The following is a 21,371-nucleotide window of genomic DNA, read 5'->3' as shown; positions in this document are numbered from 1 at the left end:
TGAGCGTAAGCGTCATCGGGCAAAATCACGCAGATTAGTACAACAACGCGTACAGCTGGCGACGATATTTCGATGCCAGCGCATCACCGGTTCCCAGCGCAGCGAGAATTTCCTGGAAGGTCTTACGTGCCTGACCGTCTGCGGCCGCAAGATCTTTTCTCAGGTGGCTGAACAGCAGTTCCAGCGCCTCTTCGTTACGTCCGACCTGGTGCAGTTGTAACGCCAACTGTGCTGCCAGTGCCGCATCCTGAGGGTTGCTCGCTACTTGCTGCTGTAACTGCTGGATTTCCGGCGTATCTGCCGCTTGTTTCAGTAGTTCAATCTGCGCGACCAGCCCCTGATAACGGGTGTCCTGATCCTGTAACGGAATGGTTTTCAGTACCGCTTCGGCATCCTCCGAACGGTTAAGCGCGATTTGTGTTTCTGCCAGCAGCAGGCCGATTTCGCTGCTTTGGTTAGATAACTGCCAGGCTTCTTTCAGCAACGGCAGCGCTTCGGCGTGATTGCCGGCTTCAATAAACTCAATGGCCTGGCGCGCTTTCAGCTCCTCTTCACTTGGGAGCACTTTATCGAGCAGTGCGCGAATGACTTCTTCCGGCTGCGGCCCCTGGAATCCGTCTACCGGCTGACCGTTCTGGAACAGATATACCGTTGGGATAGCGCGCAGGCCAAACTGGGAGGCGATCATCTGTTCAGCGTCGCAGTCCAGTTTGGCGAGAATAAACTGACCGTTGTACTGCGCGGCAAGACTTTCCAGTACCGGCGTTAGTTGCAGACAATGCTGGCTACGTTCAGACCAGAAATAGAACAGGACCGGTGTGGTCATCGACAGCTCAAGGGTCTGCTGCAGGTTAGATTCGTTAATATTGACAATATTTTGTACGGACATGGAGTCACTCTCTATTCGTCTATTTGTTTTTACATGGGGGCAGACGTGCTGGCTTCAACTCAGCCCTGTAAAATTTTGTCCATTACGCGACCTGGCAACAGGCGTTTCAGCAGCATAACTGCCCAGGTCACCAGGGTGACGGGGTAGCGCAGTTTCGGTTTATCACTTTCAAAAGCATGGCGCACTTTGGCGACAACAGCCTCTGGGCCCAGCGTAAAACGCGCGGCAATGCCGGGATTTTCGACAGGAGAATCGCTTTGGGTCTGGTTAACGTTTTCGGTAAAACGGGTACGTATGGGGCCGGGTTCAATCAGGCTGACCTTGATTCCACTGTGGCGTAGTTCCATGCGCAGTGCATCGGACCACGCTTCCAGTGCGTATTTACTGGCGGCGTACGCCCCACGTCCAGGCGTGGAGATTAATCCCATTACTGAAGAGGTCATCACAATCCGCCCTTCGCCATGCGGTAACATGGCAGGCAGCAGGCGCATAGTGAGCTGATGCGCGCCAAAGAAGTTGGCGGAAAACTGTTGTTCCATCTGTTCACGGCTGATAGTGGTCAGCGGACCATACACGCCGTATCCTGCGTTGTTAAAGATCCCATACAAACGATTATCGGTCAGGGCGATCACCTCATCGGCAGCACGATCCACACTTTCTGGCGAATCCAGATCCAGCAATATGCCGGTGAATCCCATGCCATTCATACGTGCGACATCGTCAGGCTTACGGCAGGCTGCCAGAATTTGAAAACCCTGGCGCTTTAGCTCAAGCGCGCTTTCCAGGCCGATACCGCTGGAACATCCTGTTATTAAGACCGATTTTTGCATAACTTTACCTGTCAGGATCTCCGTTGATTTACGAGTCGTGGTTAACTAAAGGAGTGAGTTGTTTCGCCATCCAGTCGGCAATAAACGGCTGGGCGTCACGATTTGGATGAATACCATCATCCTGCATCCACTGGGGTTTCAGATAGACCTCTTCCATAAAAAAGGGCAACAGAGGAATATCAAACTCTTTGGCGAGCTTTGGATAAATAGCGCTAAAGGTTTCATTATAACGGCGACCGTAGTTTGCCGGCAGACGAATTTGCATCAATAACGGTTCGGCATTCGCGGCCTTCACGTCCTGCAATATTTTGCGCAGAGTCTGTTCGGTTTGCTGAGGTTGAAACCCGCGTAGTCCGTCGTTGCCGCCAAGTTCTACCAGCACCCAGCGAGGCTGATGCTGTTGCAGTAATGCGGGCAGACGGGACAGACCCTGTTGTGAGGTGTCGCCGCTAATGCTGGCATTCACCACAGATGTTTTGGTTTGCCATTTATCATGGAGTAGCGCTGGCCACGCCGCGCTGGCTGACATACGGTATCCGGCACTCAGGCTGTCACCCAGAATTAATAACGTGTCCGCTGCGGCGGCGCGGAACGTTAACAGGACCAGGAACAGGAAGGGCAAATGCCAGCGGAAAACATTGTTGAAGTTCATCATCTTAAGAAATCCGTCGGTCAGGGTGATCACGAGCTATCCATCCTTACCGGAGTTGAACTGGTTGTCAAACGCGCCGAGACCATTGCGTTGATTGGCGAGTCGGGCTCGGGAAAATCGACACTGCTGGCAATCCTCGCCGGTCTGGACGATGGCTCTGGCGGAGAAGTCTGCCTGGTAGGACAGCCGTTGCATACTATGGATGAAGAGGCCAGGGCACAACTGCGGGCGAAGCATGTCGGTTTTGTTTTCCAGTCCTTCATGTTAATTCCAACCCTGAATGCGTTGGAGAACGTTGAGTTGCCCGCGTTATTGCGGGGGGAAAATAGCGGGAAAAGCCGCGACGGTGCGAAAGCATTGCTTGAGCAACTGGGGTTGGGGAAACGTCTCGACCACCTTCCTGCTCAACTCTCAGGCGGTGAGCAGCAGCGCGTGGCGTTGGCGCGGGCGTTTAACGGGCGCCCTGACGTACTGTTTGCCGATGAGCCAACAGGCAACCTGGACCGACAAACCGGAGACAAAATTGCCGATCTGCTGTTTTCCCTCAACCGTGAACACGGCACGACTCTGATTCTGGTGACTCACGATCCGCAACTGGCGGCACGCTGTGACAGGCGTTTACGTCTGGTGAACGGGCAGTTGCAGGAGGAGGCATGATCGCACGCTGGTTCTGGCGCGAATGGCGCTCACCTTCATTATTAATCGTCTGGCTGGCGCTGAGTCTGGCGGTGGCCTGCGTGCTGGCGCTGGGCAACATCAGCGACCGTATGGAAAAAGGGCTGAGTCAGCAAAGTCGCGAGTTTATGGCGGGTGACCGGGCGCTACAAAGCTCGCGGGAAGTGCCAACATCATGGATTGATGAGGCGCGTCAACGTGGCCTGAAGGTGGGCGAACAGCTGACCTTCGCTACTATGACCTTTGCGGCCGATACTCCGCAACTGGCGAATGTCAAAGCGGTGGATGACGTTTACCCGATGTATGGTAATTTGCAAACCAACCCTCCGGGACTCAAACCACAGCCAGGATCTGTACTGCTGGCTCCGCGCCTGATGGCGCTGCTCAATTTAAAAATCGGTGATTCCATCGATGTTGGTGACGTCACCCTGCATATTGCCGGAGAAGTGGTACAGGAGCCAGATTCCGGCTTTAACCCGTTCCAGATAGCGCCGCGCCTGATGATGAATATGGCGGATGTTGCAAAAACTGGCGCGGTCCAACCGGGAAGCCGCGTGACATGGCGTTATAAATTTGGCGGTACGCCGCAGCAACTGGAAGGGTATGAGCAATGGCTGTTGCCGCAGCTAAAGCCGGAACAACGCTGGTACGGGCTGGAGCAGGATGAAGGGGCGTTAGGGAAATCGCTCGAACGCTCGCAGCAGTTCCTCCTGTTGTCGGCGTTGCTAACGTTGCTGCTGGCGGTTGCCGCCGTTGCGGTGGCGATGAGTCATTATTGCCGCAGTCGGTACGATTTGGTGGCGATTTTGAAAACGCTCGGTGCGGGCAGGGCGCAGTTGCGTAAATTGATTGTCGGACAGTGGCTGATGGTACTAGCGCTGTCTGGCATAACCGGCGGAGCATGTGGGCTACTGTTTGAGCGTGTTCTGGTGGTGTTGCTCAGGCCCGTATTACCCGGCGAATTGCCGCCAGCCAGTCTGTGGCCATGGCTGTGGGCATTAGGCACCATGACTGTTATCTCTCTGCTGGTGGGGCTACGTCCTTATCGTCTGTTACTGGCCACGCAGCCGCTGCGGGTGCTGCGCCGTGACGTGGTGGCAAATGTCTGGCCGCTGAAATTTTATCTCCCGTTGGTTTCGGTTGTTGTTGTTGCGCTCCTCGCGGGGTTGATGGGTGGCAGTATGCTGCTGTGGGCGGTGCTGGCTGGTGCGGTCGTACTGGCGCTACTGTGCGGCGTGCTGGGCTGGATGCTGCTCAACATGCTGCGTGGCATGACGTTAACCTCGCTGCCGCTGCGTTTAGCGGTCAGCCGACTGTTGCGTCAGCCTTGGTCAACGCTGAGCCAGCTCTCAGCCTTTTCACTCTCCTTTATGCTGCTGGCGTTGTTGCTGGTACTGCGTGGCGATCTGCTCGATCGCTGGCAGCAGCAAATGCCGCCGGAAAGCCCAAACTACTTCCTTATCAATATCGCGACTGAACAGGTTGTACCGCTGAAGGGTTTCCTGTCTGAGCATCAGATAATTACTGAGTCGTTCTACCCGATTGTGCGGGCGCGTCTGACGGCAATTAATGATAAGGCGACCGAGGGCAATCAGGATGAAGCGCTCAACCGTGAATTGAACCTGACCTGGCAGGATACCCGACCGGATCATAACCCGATTACCGCCGGAACCTGGCCGCCAAAAGCTGGTGAGGTATCGATGGAGGAGGGGCTGGCAAAACGGCTGAACGTGAAGCTCGGCGATCGTGTGACCTTTATGGGGGATACCCAGGATTTCAGTGCCACGGTCAGCAGCCTGCGCAAAGTGGACTGGGAAAGTCTGCGGCCTAACTTCTTCTTTATCTTCCCTTCCGGCGCACTGGACGGACAGCCGCAAAGCTGGCTGACCAGTTTTCGCTGGGAGAACGGTAACGGCATGCTGACACAGCTTAATCGCGAGTTTCCGACCGTCAGCCTGCTGGATATCGGCGCAATCCTCAAGCAGGTTGGTCAGGTTCTGCAGCAGGTCAGTCGGGCGCTGGAGGTGATGGTCGTGCTGGTAACTGCCTGCGGCATGTTGTTGCTCCTGGCCCAGGTTCAGGTCGGGATGCGCCAGCGTCATCAGGAACTGGTGGTCTGGCGTACGCTCGGGGCGGGTAAGAAACTTTTGCGTACCACGCTGTGGTGCGAGTTCGCCATGCTGGGGATGGTCTCCGGGCTGGTGGCGGCCATTGGTGCTGAAACGGCGCTGGCGGTTCTGCAAACCAAAGTCTTTGACTTCCCATGGGAACCTGACTGGCGACTGTGGGTAGTATTGCCGTTTTGCGGGGCGCTGCTGCTCTCATTATGTGGCGGATGGCTCGGCGCACGCCTGTTAAAAGGTAAAGCACTCTTCCGACAATTCAGTAATTAATTCATTTCAGTGATGATTACGCACCGGTTTTTTATATCGGTGCGTATTTTTTTCTATAGGGCACAAATTGATAACTCCTTGATATTTAACAGCACAAATCAATAAAAAACCGCCAACACGACAGGGTTAATAAAAGTTAATATTTGCATGCTGAATAATTGGCAGGCTATCTATCAAGGTAAAACCATGACTATAAAAAAAACAGCGCTGGCGGTATCGATCGGCGCAGCAGTGGCATTAACGACTTTCGCTTCTCAGGCGGAAATCACGGTCCTGAAACAAGATCCGCAGGCGGGCAATCCGCTGAGCCGTCTTAACTTCACCGTCGGCGGGAGTATTCGTCCACAGTTCCAGAATATGGCTGGCGATGATGGTAAGAATGGTTACAAACGTAATGGTTTTGACGGCGGCACGCGTTTCCGCTTTGCTGCTGACTACTATCTGTTTGATGACATCAGTTGGGTGAGCTACTACGAGCTGGGCGTTAACTTCCCGGCCATGTTCAACTGGGATAATCACTACGCTGACGGCGCCAACGATACCACGCGTCGTATGCTGTACACCGGTCTGAAAAGCGCGACCTGGGGTACACTGACCTTCGGTCAACAGAACAGCATTTACTATGATGTGGTCGGTGCGAAAACGGATATCTGGGACTACGACATGATCGGTCAGGCGCCAGGTAACGGTATTAATGGCGACTACGATGGCTCATATCGCACGCGTAAGTCTCTGAAGTATAAGAAAGCTGTTGGGGATGTTGATCTCTACGCTTCTTATCTGTTCAGCGATGATTACAACCCGAATAACGGCCTGCGCTACAAGCGTAAAGGTGGTGGCTCTCTGGGCGTGGATTACCACATCACTGATGACTTAACCTGGGGTACCGCGTGGAACTATACCCGTGCGGAAATGCGCGGCAACAGTAGCAAAACTTACGATCAGAACATCGTTGGTACCGCACTGAGCTGGAAACCGGACAACTGGACCTTCTCACTGGGTGGCGGCTGGTACCAAAACTTCATGACCACCAAAAAAGTATCGGTTAACGACTACTTTGCTGGTGACGCATGGGGTCTGGAATACTTTGCTGGTTACACATTCCCGGTTGGTCAGTATGCGGTTAAATCCATCCAGCCTTACTTCATGGGCGACCGTATCGAATACGTGAATGGTCGTAACTATCTGCGTACCGACAATGGGTTGGGTATCAGCTTCCAGCTGGATTATGGTTTCCGTGTGGATTACGAACACGTCTTTACCTCCAGCACCGACAACCTGGGCGACATGAACCTGGTGCGTCTGCGCTACGATTTCTAAGAACGCCCTGCTAAAACAGATGCCCGATGGTGCGATGCTAATCGGGTATTTGACCAGGCGCCGCCTATAAGCCGGATGATGCTATCCGGCTTTTTCGTTTTTCAACTATTCATTCCTGAAACTTGCATAAGCGCCTTCCTTACTCATTCAACGACATACTTCGCAACATCATGAAATAATTTCAAGGGCAGCAGGCTGTGATCTGTGTCATGTTAAGAATCAGCCTGTTAAGCAGGCCAAAAAAAACAACGCCGCATGAACGGCGTGGGACATTACATCACAACGTTAAAATGGAGAAGTTATGGGATTGCGTCAGAGTTTACGCGTCGCGAGCGGGGTACTGTTGTTGGCCTGTGGATTACAGTTTGCTCATGCGAATAGCGATCCGCACACCATCGTGTTCGGTGTTGCGCCGGGTCCATATGGTGATATGGTGAAACAGGCCATTGCCCCGACGCTGAAAGAGAAAGGCTACAAGGTAGTGGTGCGCGAATTCAGTGACTATGTCCAGCCGAATATGGCACTCTCCAACGGTAGCATTGACGCTAACTTGTTCCAGCACTCGCTCTATTTTGACAAATTCACCGCTGATAAAGGGTTGAAACTGAGCAAGCTCATTGTGGTCCCTACGGCCGGAATGGGTTTTTACTCGCATAAAATCAAAAGCCTGGATGAGCTGAAGAAAGGGGATGTCATCACCCTGTCAAACGATCCGACCAACCTGGCTCGTGGTCTGCGCTTCCTGCAATCAATCGATCTGATCACCATTAAAGACAATATCGATCCGACCAAAGCTTCCGAGCGCGATATTGCCAGCAACCCGAAGGGGTTGATCTTTAAGCCGCTGGAAGCCGCGCAACTGCCGCGTACGCTGGATGGCGTAACCGGGGCGCTGGTCAACGGCAACTTTGCTGTCGCGGCAAAACTGGATCTCTCCAGTGCCATTAAGCAGGAACATCTGGATGAGAACCTGAAAAATATCATCGCGGTACGCACTGAAGATGCGGATAAACCGTTCGCTAAAGATATCGTTGAGGCGGTGAAATCTCCGGCCTATCGTGCGGTGATTGACGATCCGAAAAATATCTACAGTGCCTTCCAGAAACCGGAATGGATGTCGGCAGCCAAATAATCGCTGCGCAAAAGGTTTAACAGGGCAGCGATGACTGCCCTTTTCGCATTTCTGAGGTGGCTATGATTGAGATAGATAAGGTTTGCGTGGATTTCACCGCAGGCCGTGGGCCGTCAACAAGGGCGGTTGATGACGTCAGCCTGCGTATCGGCGCGGGTGAGATATTTGGCATTGTCGGTACCAGCGGTGCGGGAAAGAGTACGCTTTTGCGCACCCTGAACGCCTTAACACGCCCAAGTCAGGGAAGCGTAAAGGTTAACGGAGTAGAAATCTCTGCGCTCGAAGGGGGGCATTTACGTAAGGCCCGCCAGCGTATTGGAATGATTTTCCAACACTTTAATCTGATGCATACCCGAACCGTTGCGCAAAACGTCGCCTTCAGCCTGAAAGCAGCCGGGTGGGAGCGCAGTAAAATCGGACCGCGCGTGACGGAAATTCTGTCACTGGTTGGGCTGTCCGATAAGGCTAACCGTTATCCCGTACAGCTTAGTGGTGGGCAAAAGCAGCGTGTTGGCATTGCCCGCGCTATTGCCAACCACCCGGATGTGCTGCTGTGCGATGAACCCACCTCTGCTTTGGATCTGGAAACCTCAGCCACTATTCTGGCTCTGCTCAAACAGATCAACCAACAGTTGGGGATCACGATCGTGCTGATCACTCATGAAATGAATGTGATCAAATCTATCTGCGATCGTGTGGCAGTGATGTCAGGCGGGAAAGTGGTGGAAACAGGCGAAGTGTTTGATGTCTTTGCCCACCCGCAGCATGCTTTCACGCAGCAACTGGTATCGCATACGCTCAATCTGACGCTCCCGGAACGGCTGCGGGAACATCTGCCCGGTCAATTGCTGAAAATCTTGTTTATCGGCGACTCGGCAGAACAGCCGGTGTTGTCTGAAGTGGCGGTAAAGTTTGGTGTAGCGGTGAATATCCTGCACGGCAAAATTGAGTATATCGGTGAGCGTGCGCTGGGGATCTTAGTGGTGCAACTAACTGCACCGCATAATCCTGGCGCGGTGGATGCCGCCGTGGAACACATTCGTCAACGTACCGCACAGGTGGAGGTGATTCGTGGATGATTTATTGCCGGATTTGACACTGGCGTTCAATGAAACTTTCCAGATGCTTAGCATCTCGACGGTGCTGGCGATTATTGGCGGTCTGCCGCTGGGCTTTCTCATTTTCGTTACTGACAGGCATTTATTCTGGCAGAACCGTTTTGTCTATCTGCTCAGCTCCGTGCTGGTGAATATCATCCGATCGGTGCCGTTTGTGATCCTGTTGGTGCTGTTGCTGCCGCTAACGCAGTTTCTGCTCGGTAATACCATCGGACCGATTGCGGCTTCGGTACCGCTCTCTGTTGCGGCAATTGCGTTCTATGCCCGGCTGGTGGACAGCGCGCTGCGTGAGGTTGATAAAGGAATCATTGAAGCGGCAGAAGCATTTGGCGCCAGCCCGATGCGTATTATCTGTACGGTTTTGCTACCGGAGGCCAGCGCGGGTCTGCTGCGTGGACTGACGATAACGCTGGTGAGTTTGATTGGATACTCCGCAATGGCCGGAATTGTTGGCGGCGGTGGCGTTGGCGACCTGGCTATTCGCTTCGGTTATTACCGTTACGAAACCCAGGTGATGATTGTCACCGTGGTGGCACTGATTATTCTGGTGCAGGTCGTACAGGTATTTGGCGACTGGCTGGCGAAACGTGCCGACAAGCGTGACAGGCATTAATACGCGCTAATAACAGGCCGGGCAAGCGTAGCTAAGCCCGGCATGCGAATTCTATTACTGCGCCTGAACCCAGTCGGCAACCTCCTGCCATGTGCCGCGAAAAACAATTTTTGCGGCTTTCTTTTCCAGCTGATAGCGATACATCGGATCGTAATATTCGTTGAGTAATGGCACCAGCCAGCCCATGTGACCATCGGTACTGCCATTAGTCTGCTGTTCCGTCAGAGCAACATCGAGCAATGCGGTGAGCTCTGCGAAGCGTTGTAACCCCAGACGACGGCGAATAGCGAACAGACCGTGGTGCAGATATTCGCTGTACTCTTGCCAGCCCTGGGTTTCCCCATAAGCTTGCGTAAAATCGTGGTGCATGCGCACGAAATATTCTTCACGCAGGCGTTCCAGACGCAGCTCAAAGGGATCTTCCACCACCGCAATGGATGCCTGAGCCATGCGTTCACGCAAGCATTCGGGCAAATGATTGGCACCAATCATGCGGCCTTCATCTTCCAGCACCCAGCGATGCAGGTCCTGACGGCTATCGGTTTTCAGCATCTCGACTGCCAGCAGATTTTCAAAACTGGCCTGGCTCAGTTGGGGTTCTACCGTGCGACCAAAAGAAGAGCCGCGATGGTGCGCCAGACCTTCGAGGTCCACGCCGTTCGGCTGCAGTTGCACCAACTGCGTTTTACCGCTCCCGGTACAGCCGCCAATTAAGATGATGGGTTTTTGTACCAGTTCTTCGGTCACTTGCATCGCCGCCTGCCGAAGCGCTTTATACCCGCCTGCTATCAATGGGTAATTGATGCCGGATTCGCGCAGCCATTGCTGCACAATATGCGAGCGCTGACCGCCGCGCGCACAGCATAAATATCCCTCAGGATGTAGACGACAGGCATCTTGCCAGGCTTTCATCCGCTGTTGACGGATGTCACCACTGACAAGTTGATGCCCAAGCGCGAGTGCCGCTTCCGGTCCCTGACGCTTGTAACAGATGCCGACCGCGGTACGCTCCTCGTTATCCATTAAAGGCAGGTTAATTGCGCCAGGCATGGCACCTTGTTGAAATTCGACGGGCGCGCGTACATCGATTAAAGGCGTACCGGCGAGCAGAATCGCACGATAGTCCGTTCCATCGTTCATGTTGAATCCTGAAAATACAAAACAGCAATGGAGGGGATTTTACGCGCTGATAGAGGGAGTGGGGAAGGATAAGATCCTTTCCCCGACATTTTATGTGTTACTTCAGCTTACTTTGCGCCCAGATAATCCCACTGGCGTATTCCGGCGGCAGAAGGGGAATGAGTGCTTCCAGCGTTGCGCTCAGGCGAGCGGTATCGCTGTCCGTCAGGTTCAAGTGACCGACCTTACGGCCTTCGCGCACCTCTTTGTCGTACCAGTGCAGGTGTACGAGTGGCAACTTCAGCCAGTCGTAGTTCAGGTCAGTACCGATAAGATTCACCATGACCGAAGGATTGTTCACTACCGGCGTGGGTAATGGCAGGTCGGTAATGGCGCGCAGGTGCAGTTCAAACTGGCTGATGCTGGCGCCGTTTTGCGTCCAGTGCCCACTGTTGTGTACGCGCGGGGCCAGTTCGTTAATCAGCAAGCCTTCCGGGGTGATGAAACACTCCATCGCCATTACGCCGACATAGCCCAATTCCTGCATAATAGCGGACAACATCGCTTCAGCCTGTTCCTGCTGTTTCGCATTGGCTTGCGGAAATACCACGCTGGTACGCAGAATGCCGTCCTGATGCAGGTTATGGGTCAGCGGATAAAAGACTGTGCTGCCGTCATGAGCGCGAGCGCCCACCAGCGACACTTCACCTGAGAAGTTTATGCCTCGTTCGACAATGCATTCGCCGTAGCAGTCGTCTGGAAGTTGTTCAGTTTCATTGACGCGTAAACGCCACTGACCACGACCGTCGTAGCCGCCGACACGACGCTTCACGATTGCCAGTTCACCCAGTTTGTCGAATATTGCAGACCACTCGCTATTATCCGCCAGCAGTTGCCACGGTGCGGTCGCCAAGCCGAGCTTGTCAAAAAGCTGCTTTTGCGTCAGACGGTCGGCAATAATCGGGAACACATCGCGGTTAACAAACGCCGGATGGCGGGCCAGCTCGCGAGTGAGTGCGGTTTCCGGCCAGCGCTCAATTTCAGCGGTAATCACGCTTTGCTGAAAGGGGACGGCCGCAGGTTCGGCATCCAGGCCAACGGGCCAGACTGCAATGCCCAACGGCTCGCCTGCCTGACGCAACATGCGTCCTAGCTGACCGTTACCAAGTATGCAAACCTGCTTCATGCCGCACCTCGCGGGTCCGGGTTCTCCAGCACCTCATCGGTTTGCGCTTTACGCCAGTCGATCAGACGCTGGTGTAGCGTTTTATCGTGGGTTGCCAGAATTTGCGCCGCCAGCAGTGCCGCATTTGCTGCGCCCGCTTTGCCAATCGCCAGCGTGCCAACCGGAATGCCGCGCGGCATCTGCACGATGGAATAAAGGCTGTCTACGCCGCTCAGGGCAGCACTTTGTACCGGAACACCTAAAACAGGTACCAGCGTTTTCGCCGCAATCATGCCAGGCAGATGTGCTGCACCACCTGCACCGGCAATAATCACCTGATAGCCGTTCTCTTCTGCGCTCTCGGCGAAGCTGAACAGTTTATCGGGGGTGCGGTGAGCAGAGACAACTTCAACGTGGTGCGGGACATCCAGGATTTCGAAGATTTCGGCGGCGAACTGCATGGTAGTCCAGTCGCTTTTGGACCCCATCACGATGGCGACACGCGCCGGATTATTGCGGGAAGACATGCGTCTTAAAACTCCTGTGGTGCGAAACACACTGCTTTCGAGGCGAGAGAGAATAGCATGATATACAAGCAAGGAAAACGGTTGCGCAGCGAAATGTTAACGCCTGGATGTAATCCCCTTGAGGGTTTACTGGGAGATTTTTCATGGCCAAACAGGCCGTTACGCTGGGCTGTAGGGAATTGGCAGATTTTCGGTTATTGAAGCATTGGGTTTTGTTATTAGCCGCCGGTCAAAGTGCGTTTCTTCGTTATGTCGGCGAGGAGCGTGCATATATCGGTGGCTTAGTTACTTCTTTCCACTCTTTTTTGAGAAGCGCGTAGATAAAGGTGTCATCGTGGGGCGCGAAGCGGACATTCTCCAGCGGTATCGCTTACAAAAGTAGCAGTGCTAAAGATACCGACCCTGTAAAAACAATTTTTTATGAATAGTGCAACCTGCGGATCGTTCTTTCAGTCGCTCACACGCCACCATGCCTTGACAACGCAATTTCGTATTTGGCATCCATTCGCATTCACCGAATGTCGGTACGATAATTCTGCTATTCAAATTGAGTACAGGATCACATTTAATCGCCTTATTACGGTTCAGCATGTTGAACAAGGTATATTTTCCACTACACAATGCCGATATCATTTATTCCAATAGCAAGAGGGAGCCATTATGGTTCGCAAAGGGTGTAATTCATTAGTCCGTGCTGAAAAAATATTAACCCATATTGCGTGGGTAGGTGTGGCGAGTTATATGGAATTATTAAAAAAATTTCAGTATCCCAAAAGTAGTCTGCTTAATTTATTGAATGTGATGGTGGAATGTGGCTTCTTAATTAAAAATAAAAATGGCCATTATTCACTGGGGATAAAAAACTACGAACTGGGATGTCAGGCACTGCACCGCCAGAATATTTTTGAAGTGACGAAGCGGCCAATGCAGGAGCTGTCGTTGAAAAGCGGCCTGGTTTGTCATCTGGGCGCGATGGAGAGCTATTCTGCTATCTATCTTGACAAGATTGAAAGCCCGGATTCGGTGCCGACCAGCAAAAGCTGGATTGGCAAAAAACTTGAATTACATATTACCGCACTGGGTAAGGCGTTATTGGCCTGGAAAACGAGAGAAGAGTTGGATTATTTTTTAGATGCTCTTACGTTGACTCCACATACGCGCAATACATTTACTGATAAAAAATTATTTCTGGAAGAACTGCAAAAAACGCGGCTTCGGGGATGGGCCATAGATAACGAAGAATCGACCTATGGTGCAGTATGTTTAAGTATGCCTGTATTCAATATGTATAACCGGGTTAATTATGCGATCTCGCTATCAGGCGATCCGGTGGTTTACTCAGGAAATAAGATCGACGGTTATCTGGAACTGCTCCGAAAGTGTGCCGGGCAAATATCATATGGACTGGGATACATAAGCGAAAATGAATATTTACGAAAAGGAAATTGAAGTAATGAAAAAATTCAGCGGCATTATTCCACCGGTATCCAGTACGTTTCATCGTGACGGAACCATTGATAAAACGGCAATGCGCCAGGTTGCCGACTTCCTGATTAATAAAGGAGTCGACGGGCTGTTTTACCTTGGCACCGGTGGTGAATTTAGCCAGATGAATACCACCCAGCGCATGGCGCTCACCGAAGAAGCCATATCCGTTGTTGGTGGGAGGGTTCCCGTATTGATTGGCGTCGGTTCGCCTTCCACTGATGAAGCAGTCAAATTGGCGCGGCATGCCGAATCCTGCGGTGCTGACGGTGTCGTCGCCATCAACCCTTACTACTGGAAGGTCGCGTCACGAAATCTTGACGACTATTACCAGCAGATCGCTCGTAGCGTCACTTTGCCGGTAATCCTGTACAACTTTCCGGATTTGACGGGCCAGGACTTAACCCCGGAGACAGTGAAACGTTTGGCCTTGCAAAATGAGAATATCGTTGGCATCAAAGACACCATCGACAGTGTCGGTCACTTGCGCACGATGATTAACGCAGTTAAGTCAGTGCGCCCGTCGTTTTCTGTATTTTGCGGCTATGACGACCATTTACTGAACACCTTGCTGTTAGGGGGGGACGGCGCGATTTCAGCTAGCGCTAACTTTGCACCGGAACTCTCCGTTGGTATCTACCGTGCCTGGCGCGAAGGTGATCTGGCAACCGCCGCCAACCTGAACAAAAAGCTACTGCAACTGCCATCTATTTACGCTCTGGAAACGCCGTTTGTCTCGCTAATCAAATACGGTATGCAATGCGTAGGGTTACCAGTAGAGACTTATTGCTTGCCGCCAATTCTTGAGGTGTCAGAAGAAGCCAAAGAAAAAGTCCATGCACTGTTGGTTGCGCAGGGTATTTTACCTGTCTGAGGAGAATCTCATGTCTGTACGCAATATTTTTGCTGACGAGAGTCACGATATCTACACCGTCAGAACGCACGCCAATGGCCCTGATGGTGAACTGCCGCTGACGGCGGAGATGTTAATCAACCGCCCGAGTGGGGATCTGTTTGGTATGACCATGAATGCCGGAATGGGCTGGTCTCCGGATGAGCTGGATCGGGATGGTATTTTACTGCTCAGTACGCTCGGTGGCTTACGCGGCGCAGACGGTAAGCCTGTTGCACTGGCGCTGCACCAGGGGCACTACGAGCTGGATATCCAGATGAAAGCGGCGGCTGAGGTTATTAAAGCGAACAGTGCCTTGCCCTATGCTGTGTATGTCTCCGATCCTTGTGATGGACGCACGCAGGGCACGACCGGGATGTTTGATTCGCTACCGTACCGTAACGATGCCTCAATGGTGATGCGCCGTCTTATCCGCTCTCTGCCCGATGTGAAAGCAGTCATTGGCGTGGCTAGCTGTGACAAGGGGCTTCCGGCTACCATGATGGCACTCGCCGCGCAGCATGATAAAGCGACGGTATTGGTGCCTGGTGGTGCGACGCTACCTGCAAGAGATGGGGAAGATAACGGTAAGGTGCAGACCATAGGCGCACGCTTTGCTAATGGTGAGTTATCACTACAGGACGCACGCCGTGCCGGCTGCAAGGCCTGTGCCTCATCCGGAGGTGGCTGTCAATTTCTGGGTACTGCCGGGACATCGCAGGTTGTGGCCGAAGGATTGGGGCTGGCGATTCCGCACTCGGCATTGGCCCCTTCTGGTGAGCCGGTGTGGCAGGAGATCGCCAGAGCTTCCGCAAGGGCGGCGTTGAACCTGTGCCAGCAAGGCATTACCACCCGGGAGATACTCACCGATAAAGCGATTGAGAATGCGATGACTGTCCATGCGGCGTTTGGCGGCTCGACAAACCTGCTGCTCCACATCCCGGCGATTGCCCATCAGGCAGGCTGCCATATCCCAACCGTTGACGACTGGATCCGCATCAATAAGCGGGTGCCCCGACTGGTGAGTGTGCTGCCCAATGGCCCTATTTACCATCCAACTGTTAATGCCTTCATGGCGGGCGGTGTGCCGGAAGTGATGCTGCATTTGCGCAATCTTGGATTGCTACATGAAGACGTTATGACTGTAACCGGCAGTACACTGAAGGAGAACCTGGACTGGTGGGAGCACTCAGAACGCCGACAGCGATTCAAACAACTACTGCGCGAACAAGAACAGATCGACGCTGACGAGGTGATCATGTCGCCGCAGCAAGCGAAGGCACGTGGCTTAACCTCAACAATTACCTTCCCAGTGGGTAATATTGCTCCAGAAGGGTCAGTGATCAAATCCACAGCCATCGATCCATCGGTGATTGATGATCAGGGAGTCTATTACCATAAAGGTGTGGCGAAGGTCTATCCGTCCGAGAAAAGTGCAATTTACGATATCAAGCACGACAAAATTAAAGCGGGCGATATTCTGGTCATTATCGGTGTTGGTCCTTCCGGTACCGGGATGGAGGAAACCTACCAGGTTACCAGCGCGCTGAAACACCTGTCATACGGTAAGCATGTTTCACTGATTACCGATGCGCGTTTCTCGGGCGTTTCCACTGGCGCGTGTATAGGTCATGTGGGGCCAGAAGCGCTGGCTGGAGGACCAGTCGGTAAATTACGCACTGGAGATATTATCGAAATTAAAATTGATTGCCGCGAGCTTCAGGGCGAAGTCAATTTCCTCGGAACCCGTAACGATGAAAAATTACCCTCAAGGGAGGAGGCAACAGCAATATTAAACGCCAGACTCAGTCATCAGGATTTACTTCCTGATCCTGAACTGCCCGATGATACCCGGCTTTGGGCAATGCTCCAGGCAGTTAGCGGCGGCACATGGATGGGTTGTATTTATGATGTGAATAAAATCGGTGCTGCGCTGCGAGATTATATTAATAAGAACTGATAGTAAAAAATAAAAAAATCCAGACACCCTAATAATTTGACTACGCGTTATAAATCATTTGCGTAGCCAGATTATTAGGGGTCGTTACCCTACAATGAGAGGACATTATGCCGCTAATTATCGTTGTGGCAGGGATTGCCTTACTCCTGCTTTTGACTATAAAAATTAAGCTTAATACGTTTGTATCTTTAATTATTGTCTCGATTGCTGTCGCCATCGCCAGTGGAATGGAACTGAATAAAGTCGTAACCTCGGTTGAGTCCGGTCTTGGCGGTACGCTGGGACATATTGGCCTGATATTCGGATTCGGCGTTATGCTCGGTCGATTACTGGCTGACGCGGGTGGTGCGCAGCGAATAGCTCTGACCATGCTGAATTATTTCGGGAAAAATAAACTTGACTGGGCGGTAGTCTGTTCAGCATTTATTGTCGGTATTGCACTTTTTTTTGAAGTCGGTTTAATCCTTCTGGTACCTATTTTATTCGCCATTGCCCGTGAAGCCAAAATATCGCCGATGTTTATGTGTGTGCCGATGCTCTCCGGTTTGCTGGTCGCGCACGGTTTTTTACCACCTCACCCCGGCCCGACGGTGATCGCCCGTGAATATGGTGCGGATGTAGGATTGGTATTGATATACGGTATTATTGTCGGCATTCCAACCTTTATTCTTTGCGGCCCGGTGCTGAATAAATTCTGCCAGCGCATTATTCCGGACGCCTTTAAAAAAGAGGGTAATATTGCCTCCCTGGGTGCAACCCGCCGATTCAGCGAAAGCGAAATGCCTGGCTTTGGGATCAGTTTTCTCACGGCAATGCTGCCAGTGATCCTGATGGCGGTAGTCACTATCATCCAGATGGCCCATGCCAAAAGCGCCGCGGACTCAGGCTTGTTCTACAACGTGATGCTGTTCTTAGGTAACTCGACGATCGCCATGCTGATTTCACTGCTGTTTGCGATCTATACCATGGGACTGGGCCGTGGGAAAACAATCCCTGACCTGATGGATTCCTGCGGGAAAGCGATTGCGGGTATTGCCGGTCTGCTGCTGATTATCGGTGGTGGTGGTGCATTCAAGCAGGTTCTCATCGACTCTGGCGTCGGTCAGTATATTTCCACCCTGGTGTCGGGCATGGATATCAACCCGATCCTGATGGCATGGGGCGTAGCCGCATTTTTACGTATTTGTCTGGGTTCTGCCACCGTCGCGGCGATCTCTACCGCCGGGCTGGTCATTCCGCTGCTGGCGGTACATCCTAATACCAACCTGGCCTTGATTACACTGGCTACCGGTGCGGGATCCTGTATTTGCTCCCACGTAAACGACGCCAGCTTCTGGATGATCAAAGACTTCTTCGGTCTGACCACCAAAGAGACGCTGTTGTCATGGACGCTGATGTCAACCCTATTATCCATATGCGGGTTGCTGTTTATTCTGGTTGCCAGCATTATTTTATAATAGTGTGTTCGCCAGTGAACCGCTTTGCCGGTTTACTGGCTCCCCTGTATCTCACAACAACAAGACAAAACTCAGACCTTCTGGTTGTCGCCTTATCTTATATGCCAACTCACAGATTTAACGGTCGGTGTCTTTGTCGTTTCGTTGGGAAAAGAGGGGGCCTGGATATTGATGCTGAAGCAGCCATACGCACTATCTTAAACACGACAGGGCATTTTTATTATTGTGGAAGGACGCTTCTGCTTTGCATTATCACGTTGTGTAGTAAACGTTACAGCAAATGGTCGCGATAATTTAAAACGGGAAAGCGATCAGTTCGACATTGTCTCGGGTGACTTTGACCATCGAGCCTTCAGTGTGCCATGCCCCGAGAACCACGCGGAAAGCGGGTTGTTTATTGGCGGTCAGTTTATGAACTGCCGGGCGATGAGTATGACCATGAATTAGCCACTGAACCTGATGTTTTTCCATCTCGGCAACGACGGCCTGTGGATTCACATCCATGATCTCCAGTGATTTGCTGCTGTTAGCGGCTTTGCTGTTGGCGCGCATTTTCGCGGCAATACGCTGGCGAATAAATAAAGGCAGGGCAAGAAACAGAGTTTGTAACCAGGGTTGGTGAACTTTGGCGCGAAAAGCCTGATAGCCCGTATCATCGGTGCACAGGGTGTCTCCGTGCATGATTAATACTTTTCGGCCATACAGATCGAGCACTTTTTCCTGCGGCAATAGGGTCATGCCGCTTTCACGGGCAAAACGTTTGCCGAGCAGAAAATCTCGGTTGCCGTGAATAAAAAAGCAGGGGATGCCTGAATCAGCCAGCGCTTTTATCGCGGCGGCGATTTGCTGATGCAGGGGATTGGGGTCGTCGTCGCCTATCCAGGCTTCGAAGAGATCGCCAAGAATGTACAGCGCATCAGCCTGGCGTGCTTCACCGGATAAAAAACGCAGAAAACCGGCGGTGATCGCCGGTTCTTCCGTGCAGAGGTGAAGATCTGCAATAAACAGTGTCGCCACGATTACTCGCTGACGGTCACGTTTTCGATGATAACGTCTTCTTTTGGTACGTCCTGGTGCATACCGCTGCGACCAGTGGAAACGCCTTTGATTTTATCAACCACGTCCATACCTTCGACAACTTCAGCAAACACACAGTAACCCCAACCCTGCATGCTTTCACCGGAGAAGTTCAGGAAGTCGTTGTCTGCAACGTTGATGAAGAACTGGGCAGTCGCGGAGTGCGGAGCCTGAGTACGGGCCATTGCCAGCGTACCACGAGTGTTTTTCAGACCGTTGTTGGCTTCGTTTTTGATCGCTTCTTTAGTGGCTTTTTGTTTCATGCCTGGCTCAAAACCGCCACCCTGGATCATGAAACCGTTAATCACACGGTGGAAAATGGTGTTGTTGTAGAAACCTTCGCGGCAGTAGTCCAGGAAGTTTTTAACTGTTTCAGGCGCTTTATCATCAAAAGTTTTGATTACGATATCGCCGTGATTAGTGTGGAAAGTAACCATTTTTGCATCCTGTTCCGATAGAGTAGTGCTTCGACCCTGGTCAGGGTCACATATAGGGGCTTGTTATAGCATAACCGCAAGGTTCGATCACCTTGCAAAGTGTGCTGCTTCGAGGCCAATTTATAGGTATTATAGGGCTTTGTTATCCACACACGTCTACACGGAATCTTCGATGTTAAAAATCTTTAATACACTGACGCGCCAAAAAGAGGAATTCAAACCTATTCATGCCGGGGAAGTCGGCATGTACGTGTGTGGTATTACCGTTTACGATCTCTGTCATATTGGTCACGGGCGTACCTTTGTTTCTTTCGACGTCGTGGCGCGCTATCTGCGCTTTCTCGGCTACAAGCTGAAGTACGTGCGTAACATTACTGATATCGATGATAAAATCATTAAGCGCGCTAATGAAAATGGCGAAAGCTTTGTGGCGCTGGTCGATAGAATGATCGCGGAAATGCATAAGGATTTCGACGCGCTGAATATTCTGCGTCCGGATCTCGAACCGCGAGCGACACATCATATCGCTGAAATTATTGAAATCACCGAGCAACTGATTGCTAAAGGTCACGCCTACGTGGCGGATAATGGTGACGTGATGTTCGACGTACCCACCGATCCGCATTACGGCCAGTTGTCGCGCCAGGATCTGGATCAACTGCAGGCGGGTGCTCGCGTTGATGTGGTCGATGTGAAGCGTAACCCAATGGACTTCGTTCTGTGGAAGATGTCCAAAGAGGGTGAGCCGAGCTGGCCGTCGCCGTGGGGCGCGGGCCGCCCTGGCTGGCACATTGAGTGCTCGGCAATGAACTGCAAACAGCTGGGTAACCATTTCGATATTCACGGCGGTGGTTCAGATCTGATGTTCCCACACCATGAAAATGAAATCGCTCAGTCCACCTGCGCGCATGACGGTGAATACGTCAACTACTGGATGCACTCTGGCATGGTGATGGTTGACCGCGAGAAAATGTCCAAATCGCTGGGCAACTTCTTTACCGTACGTGATGTTCTGAAATACTACGATGCCGAAACCATTCGCTACTTCCTGATGTCCGGTCACTATCGTAGCCAGTTGAACTACAGCGAAGAGAACCTGAAACAGGCTCGCTCAGCGCTGGAGCGTCTGTACACTGCGCTGCGTGGTACTGATAAATCCGTTGCGCCAGCCGGTGGTGAAGCCTTTGAAGCGCGTTTCATTGAAGCCATGAACGATGACTTCAATACTCCGGAAGCCTACTCTGTGCTGTTTGATATGGCGCGTGAGGTTAACCGTCTGAAAGGCGAAGATATGGCTGCAGCTAACGCGATGGCTTCACATCTGCGTAAACTGTCCGGTGTTCTGGGACTGCTGGAGCAGGAGCCGGAAGTGTTCCTGCAAAGTGGCGCACAGGCGGATGACGGTGAAGTTGCTGAAATCGAAGCGTTGATCCAACAGCGTTTAGATGCCCGTAAAGCGAAGGACTGGGCGGCAGCTGATGCTGCGCGTGACCGTCTGAACGAGATGGGGATTGTGCTGGAAGATGGTCCGCAGGGAACCACCTGGCGTCGTAAATAATCGTATTGCCGGATGGCGATGACGCTTATCCGGCCTGGAAAATATGAGCCGCTCTCAGGCCGGGTAAGGTGT

At 52.3% G+C, this 21,371-nt stretch carries 19 protein-coding genes; 11 read left to right on the top strand and 8 right to left on the bottom strand.

Annotated features, from left to right (window positions below; all coding sequences use genetic code 11):
• Window positions 1-34 precede the first annotated feature (34 nt).
• The 3 genes from SK36_RS15420 to tesA are packed head-to-tail and all read right to left on the bottom strand — an operon-like array spanning window position 35 to window position 2,374.
• Complete coding sequence (locus SK36_RS15420) at window positions 35-889, bottom strand: co-chaperone YbbN (protein WP_045440715.1); 855 nt, start codon at window positions 887-889, stop codon at window positions 35-37.
• A 59-nt stretch (window positions 890-948) separates the two neighbouring features.
• Window positions 949-1,719, bottom strand: a complete 771-nt coding sequence (locus SK36_RS15415; protein ID WP_045440718.1) for an SDR family oxidoreductase — start codon at window positions 1,717-1,719, stop codon at window positions 949-951.
• Window positions 1,720-1,747: 28 nt separating this feature from the next.
• The gene (gene tesA, locus SK36_RS15410; protein WP_136345285.1) at window positions 1,748-2,374 is read right to left on the bottom strand and encodes a multifunctional acyl-CoA thioesterase I/protease I/lysophospholipase L1; all 627 of its coding nucleotides are present in this window, start codon (window positions 2,372-2,374) and stop codon (window positions 1,748-1,750) included.
• Between tesA and ybbA the strand changes: the two genes are divergently transcribed.
• From ybbA to SK36_RS15380, 6 genes are all read left to right on the top strand, one after another.
• On the top strand, window positions 2,342-3,028 hold the full coding sequence (gene ybbA / locus SK36_RS15405) for a putative ABC transporter ATP-binding protein YbbA (RefSeq protein ID WP_045449477.1): 687 nt from the start codon (window positions 2,342-2,344) through the stop codon (window positions 3,026-3,028). The genes tesA and ybbA overlap by 33 nt on opposite strands.
• Window positions 3,025-5,439 carry a putative ABC transporter permease subunit YbbP gene (gene ybbP / locus SK36_RS15400; protein WP_048221920.1) on the top strand — a complete coding sequence of 805 codons (2,415 nt, stop codon included), beginning with the start codon at window positions 3,025-3,027 and terminating at the stop codon, window positions 5,437-5,439. Before ybbA ends, ybbP begins: the two co-directional genes overlap by 4 nt.
• A 186-nt stretch (window positions 5,440-5,625) precedes the next feature.
• Complete coding sequence (locus SK36_RS15395) at window positions 5,626-6,759, top strand: porin (protein ID WP_045449479.1); 1,134 nt, start codon at window positions 5,626-5,628, stop codon at window positions 6,757-6,759.
• Between the two features lie 301 nt (window positions 6,760-7,060).
• Window positions 7,061-7,891: a MetQ/NlpA family ABC transporter substrate-binding protein gene (locus SK36_RS15390; RefSeq protein WP_045440722.1), complete on the top strand. Its 831-nt coding sequence runs from the start codon at window positions 7,061-7,063 to the stop codon at window positions 7,889-7,891.
• 62 nt (window positions 7,892-7,953) lie between these two features.
• Window positions 7,954-8,970 (top strand): virulence-associated ABC transporter ATP-binding protein SfbB, encoded by a 1,017-nt coding sequence (sfbB, locus tag SK36_RS15385; protein WP_045440724.1) that lies wholly within the window; start codon window positions 7,954-7,956, stop codon window positions 8,968-8,970.
• Window positions 8,963-9,622 carry a methionine ABC transporter permease gene (locus tag SK36_RS15380; RefSeq protein WP_045440727.1) on the top strand — a complete coding sequence of 220 codons (660 nt, stop codon included), beginning with the start codon at window positions 8,963-8,965 and terminating at the stop codon, window positions 9,620-9,622. The genes sfbB and SK36_RS15380 overlap by 8 nt, the downstream gene beginning before the upstream one ends.
• A gap of 54 nt (window positions 9,623-9,676) precedes the next feature.
• Here SK36_RS15380 and mnmH read toward each other — a convergent pair whose 3' ends face one another.
• The 3 genes from mnmH to purE all read right to left on the bottom strand — a co-directional run bounded on the left by mnmH (window position 9,677) and on the right by purE (window position 12,433).
• Window positions 9,677-10,762 (bottom strand): tRNA 2-selenouridine(34) synthase MnmH, encoded by a 1,086-nt coding sequence (mnmH, locus tag SK36_RS15375; RefSeq protein WP_048221919.1) that lies wholly within the window; start codon window positions 10,760-10,762, stop codon window positions 9,677-9,679.
• Between the two features lie 97 nt (window positions 10,763-10,859).
• The gene (purK, locus tag SK36_RS15370) at window positions 10,860-11,927 is read right to left on the bottom strand and encodes a 5-(carboxyamino)imidazole ribonucleotide synthase (RefSeq protein WP_045440793.1); all 1,068 of its coding nucleotides are present in this window, start codon (window positions 11,925-11,927) and stop codon (window positions 10,860-10,862) included.
• Complete coding sequence (gene purE / locus SK36_RS15365) at window positions 11,924-12,433, bottom strand: 5-(carboxyamino)imidazole ribonucleotide mutase (RefSeq protein ID WP_045440795.1); 510 nt, start codon at window positions 12,431-12,433, stop codon at window positions 11,924-11,926. The genes purK and purE overlap by 4 nt, the downstream gene beginning before the upstream one ends.
• Window positions 12,434-13,093: 660 nt before the next feature.
• Between purE and SK36_RS15360 the strand changes: the two genes are divergently transcribed.
• The 4 genes from SK36_RS15360 (at window position 13,094) to SK36_RS15345 (ending at window position 18,227) form a co-directional block, all read left to right on the top strand.
• Window positions 13,094-13,882 carry an IclR family transcriptional regulator gene (locus SK36_RS15360; protein WP_045440798.1) on the top strand — a complete coding sequence of 263 codons (789 nt, stop codon included), beginning with the start codon at window positions 13,094-13,096 and terminating at the stop codon, window positions 13,880-13,882.
• 4 nt (window positions 13,883-13,886) lie between these two features.
• Window positions 13,887-14,792, top strand: a complete 906-nt coding sequence (locus tag SK36_RS15355) for a dihydrodipicolinate synthase family protein (protein ID WP_136345286.1) — start codon at window positions 13,887-13,889, stop codon at window positions 14,790-14,792.
• 10 nt (window positions 14,793-14,802) lie between these two features.
• On the top strand, window positions 14,803-16,770 hold the full coding sequence (gene yjhG / locus SK36_RS15350) for a xylonate dehydratase YjhG (protein WP_048221917.1): 1,968 nt from the start codon (window positions 14,803-14,805) through the stop codon (window positions 16,768-16,770).
• Between the two features lie 107 nt (window positions 16,771-16,877).
• Window positions 16,878-18,227: a GntP family permease gene (locus SK36_RS15345; protein ID WP_045440810.1), complete on the top strand. Its 1,350-nt coding sequence runs from the start codon at window positions 16,878-16,880 to the stop codon at window positions 18,225-18,227.
• Between the two features lie 294 nt (window positions 18,228-18,521).
• Here the strand turns inward: SK36_RS15345 and lpxH are convergent, their stop codons facing one another.
• Window positions 18,522-19,244 (bottom strand): UDP-2,3-diacylglucosamine diphosphatase, encoded by a 723-nt coding sequence (gene lpxH, locus SK36_RS15340; protein ID WP_048221916.1) that lies wholly within the window; start codon window positions 19,242-19,244, stop codon window positions 18,522-18,524.
• A gap of 2 nt (window positions 19,245-19,246) precedes the next feature.
• Window positions 19,247-19,741, bottom strand: a complete 495-nt coding sequence (ppiB, locus tag SK36_RS15335; RefSeq protein ID WP_003021875.1) for a peptidylprolyl isomerase B — start codon at window positions 19,739-19,741, stop codon at window positions 19,247-19,249.
• A gap of 172 nt (window positions 19,742-19,913) precedes the next feature.
• On the opposite strand from ppiB, the gene cysS reads away from it, so the two are divergent.
• Entirely contained in the window at window positions 19,914-21,299 is a 1,386-nt protein-coding gene (gene cysS, locus SK36_RS15330; protein WP_048221915.1) for a cysteine--tRNA ligase, read from the top strand.
• Window positions 21,300-21,371: the final 72 nt, after the last annotated feature.

Origin of the sequence: Citrobacter sp. MGH106 (assembly GCF_001037495.1) — a bacterium.
Taxonomy (GTDB): domain Bacteria; phylum Pseudomonadota; class Gammaproteobacteria; order Enterobacterales; family Enterobacteriaceae; genus Citrobacter; species Citrobacter murliniae.
Note: the sequence above shows the minus strand (reverse complement) of the source record. Positions and strands in the feature narration are given on the sequence as shown.

Excerpts from the sequence above, each read along its gene's own strand:
- SK36_RS15355 (WP_136345286.1), top strand. The coding sequence starts at position 13,887 with ATGAAAAAATTCAGCGGCATTATTCCACCGGTATCCAGTACGTTTCAT.
- sfbB (WP_045440724.1), top strand. The coding sequence starts at position 7,954 with ATGATTGAGATAGATAAGGTTTGCGTGGATTTCACCGCAGGCCGTGGG.
- yjhG (WP_048221917.1), top strand. The coding sequence starts at position 14,803 with ATGTCTGTACGCAATATTTTTGCTGACGAGAGTCACGATATCTACACC.
- SK36_RS15360 (WP_045440798.1), top strand. The coding sequence starts at position 13,094 with ATGGTTCGCAAAGGGTGTAATTCATTAGTCCGTGCTGAAAAAATATTA.
- ppiB (WP_003021875.1), bottom strand. The coding sequence starts at position 19,741 with ATGGTTACTTTCCACACTAATCACGGCGATATCGTAATCAAAACTTTT.
- tesA (WP_136345285.1), bottom strand. The coding sequence starts at position 2,374 with ATGATGAACTTCAACAATGTTTTCCGCTGGCATTTGCCCTTCCTGTTC.
- ybbP (WP_048221920.1), top strand. The coding sequence starts at position 3,025 with ATGATCGCACGCTGGTTCTGGCGCGAATGGCGCTCACCTTCATTATTA.
- purK (WP_045440793.1), bottom strand. The coding sequence starts at position 11,927 with ATGAAGCAGGTTTGCATACTTGGTAACGGTCAGCTAGGACGCATGTTG.
- cysS (WP_048221915.1), top strand. The coding sequence starts at position 19,914 with ATGTTAAAAATCTTTAATACACTGACGCGCCAAAAAGAGGAATTCAAA.
- ybbA (WP_045449477.1), top strand. The coding sequence starts at position 2,342 with ATGCCAGCGGAAAACATTGTTGAAGTTCATCATCTTAAGAAATCCGTC.
- SK36_RS15390 (WP_045440722.1), top strand. The coding sequence starts at position 7,061 with ATGGGATTGCGTCAGAGTTTACGCGTCGCGAGCGGGGTACTGTTGTTG.
- mnmH (WP_048221919.1), bottom strand. The coding sequence starts at position 10,762 with ATGAACGATGGAACGGACTATCGTGCGATTCTGCTCGCCGGTACGCCT.
- SK36_RS15415 (WP_045440718.1), bottom strand. The coding sequence starts at position 1,719 with ATGCAAAAATCGGTCTTAATAACAGGATGTTCCAGCGGTATCGGCCTG.
- SK36_RS15345 (WP_045440810.1), top strand. The coding sequence starts at position 16,878 with ATGCCGCTAATTATCGTTGTGGCAGGGATTGCCTTACTCCTGCTTTTG.
- SK36_RS15420 (WP_045440715.1), bottom strand. The coding sequence starts at position 889 with ATGTCCGTACAAAATATTGTCAATATTAACGAATCTAACCTGCAGCAG.
- SK36_RS15395 (WP_045449479.1), top strand. The coding sequence starts at position 5,626 with ATGACTATAAAAAAAACAGCGCTGGCGGTATCGATCGGCGCAGCAGTG.
- purE (WP_045440795.1), bottom strand. The coding sequence starts at position 12,433 with ATGTCTTCCCGCAATAATCCGGCGCGTGTCGCCATCGTGATGGGGTCC.